General features: G+C 45.4%; 1 protein-coding gene and 1 pseudogene. Both read left to right on the forward strand.

Going from position 1 to position 2,972, the window contains the following annotated elements; all coding sequences use genetic code 11:
* Positions 1 to 183 (forward strand): annotated as a pseudogene (locus QUA42_RS27440) (calcium-binding protein); the annotation flags it as partial.
* Between the two features lie 687 nt (positions 184 to 870).
* The coding region (locus QUA42_RS27445; protein ID WP_333141820.1) for a DUF4347 domain-containing protein at positions 871 to 2,972 on the forward strand (2,102 nt) is incomplete at its 3' end.

Genomic DNA, 2,972 nt, shown 5'->3' on the forward strand with positions numbered 1-2,972 from the left:
AATTTTTCTGTAGGAACTGATAAGTTTTTCCTGGCTGGTGGCTTGAGTTTTGAGGCTTTGCAAATTAACTCGACGGCAAATGGCACACTGCTGCAGGTTGCGGCCACAGGGGAGGTTTTAGCTCAGGTTTTTGGGGCTGATAATACTATTACTTCTCTGGATTTTCTGAATTTGGCTCGGTAAGAATAAAAGCGCATTTTATCGGGGGCATTTTGCCGATATTCTACACGCTCGGTTTTTAAAATTAACCGGGCTTGTAGAATATTTTTAGCTCAACTAACATCAAGCTAGTGACTTATTTGATGTTCGACAGAGCTGCTACTATGAAATTGGTTTTAGGGAGTAATTCATTCCTGATTAAAGTCAAAAGGCATAATTTATGACGACCAAAGTTATAACGTTTCTTTTACACAAAGAGATACTATTTGATATTGGACTGATTGACTACCATAAAATTGGTTTGTTATCTGGACTCAAGTCCTAATAAACGTCTGAGGGGTCAACCCCCTTAATACTACAAACACGAACAATTGTCAACTAGCGGGTGCAAACAAATTTCGCACCTCACGGCGTAATTTTCTTAGAGCGCAGGCGTTTTTTTTATACTAAAATAATTCTGCGTTTAGTCAGACTTGGCTAAAAAAACGCCTGATTTCCCAGGTAAATGCCACTAACTGCTACTTTGGGAAGATGTCGATAAAAAAAATATCGCAGTAAATGGAACTTGTTAAGTATGCGAAGCCGAGAAATTAGCAAGTAGAAATTTCTTATTAGCAATTAACAATAATATCTACCACTTAAGGTTGACAATTAACACGTCAAGGAGCTATCTAACTCATGAAAAGATCAGGGTTCAACTACTCTTCCCCTATGCAAAAATTAAGTTGTGAGCGGCACGAAAAAGACTGCATAGAAGATCGTGGTATTCGGGAGCCGTTAGCGGGCGATCGGCTGAGCGATATTTACTGTTTAAAAAAAGCGAGTCTTCGCGTCAAGAGTGAGCATAAAAAACATTTAGTTTGCATCGATCCCAGGGTAGAGAATTATCAGCATCTTGCCAGCGGAGCTAAACCGGGAACAGAGATAATTGTCCTCGATCGCACCCTAGACGGAGTAGAACAAATTACCGAGATTCTAGCTAAACGCAGCTTAATTGCCAGCCTTCAGATAGTTGCTCACGGCAATGAAGGTTTGGTGCAAATCGGGTCAACGGTACTGAAGGATGAAAACTTACCAAAGTACGATCGGCATTTGCAGCAGTGGCGAAATGCCTTAAGCGAAAAAGCCGATATTTTATTATTAGCGTGTAGGGTTGCGGCTGGAAAATCAGGGATTGCTTTCGTGCGGAAGCTGAGAAAACTAACCGGCGCAAATATAGCCGCTTCTAACAATTTAATTGGTAGTGCAAAATTAGGAGGAAACTGGAAATTAAATGTTACAGCAGGACAAGTAAAAACCGCAATAGCATTTGAAACAAAAACACAGGAAACTTACAGCGCTGTCCTCATTACTTTAGTTGACGAAACTTTTCAAGATGCAAGTCTAATAGGGCCTTGGATATCTGGGGTCACCGGCACGTCAGACGCTCCAGCTTTAACAGCAGGAACCGGAACAGAGACTTTTCCGGGTTTGAACATAGACGCGCCCGGCAGCGGAGCTTTGAGGTTAACTTCAAGAAGTTTTGACCAATCTACTTTTGCCATCTATAACAGTCCGGTACCCGCCAGCAGTGGTCTTAAAATTGTCTTCGATATATTTGCCTACAACGGCACAGCACGTGATAATTTAGCAGGGCGGACAGGGGACGGCATAAGTTTCTTTTTAATTGAGGGTAGTGTGACGCCAACAAAAGCTGGAGGCTATGGAGGTTCTCTCGGCTACGCCCAAAATATCAACGAAAATCAGTCCGGTTTACTCGGAGGTTATTTAGGAATTGGATTGGATGAATTCGGAAATTTTTCAACTGAAAATGAAGGGCGTATAGGCGGAATTGGGGGGGGGCGTAGACCAGATTCGGTAACGCTTCGAGGTAGCCAAGCTACGCAATATCGGTTTTTAACTTCTAACTTTGTGCCGGGGGGAATAGATAATATTCCCAATCCCGTAAGTCCGCCGACCAACACTATTACTAGCACTCGCGAACCAGCCAAAAGAAGAGTTCAAGTTATTTTGGAACCTCCCACTTCTGAAACGCCCAGCCGTCGTCAGCTTACTGTTAGCTTTGATCTCAACAATAATGGTTCGTTTACAGATCCGGGCGAGACTATTATCGACATTAGCGATTTAGAGGCAATAAACGGGCGAATCCCCGCAACATTTAAATTTGGTTTTGCAGGTTCAACGGGAGACGCAACAAATATTCACGACGTTCGCACTTTGTCTATCCAAACTATAGACGTGCCGCTTACTACAGCAGATGTTGCGACAACGAAAAAAGGCCCGCCCGCTGCGGCACCGGGCAGCCCCATTACTTACACAATTACGACAGTAAATAATGGCCCGAACCCGGCCGAAAATGTGCTAGTTGAAGACCAACTGCCCCGAGGGGCAGTATTTGGCAGTGCCGACAGCGGCGGCACTTTCAACCCGACAACGAGATTGGTCTCCTGGCGTATTCCGAATTTAGCTGTTGGGGCCAGCCAGACCCGCACCGTAACTGTTACGGCCCCAACTACACTCGGCGCTATTACAAACAGTGTATTCAGCAGCAGCAACACGATCGATCCCGTACCCGCCAACAACAGCGGCAGCAGCCCGTCGGCGCGAGTCACCACCACTATCACGAACAATATTGCCGATGTAGTTACGCGCAAAACCGGGCCCGCTACTGCGGCGGCAGGCTCAAGTGTCACCTACACCATTACGGCGGCTAACAGTGGGCCGAGTGCGGCAACCAATGTGGCGATCGCCGACAGCATTGTTCCTGGTTTAATAGGAGTCAGCGTGTCGGACGGCGGAAGTTACAACGCAAC

Origin of the sequence: Microcoleus sp. Pol11C2 (assembly GCF_036701505.1) — a bacterium.
Taxonomy (GTDB): domain Bacteria; phylum Cyanobacteriota; class Cyanobacteriia; order Cyanobacteriales; family Microcoleaceae; genus Microcoleus.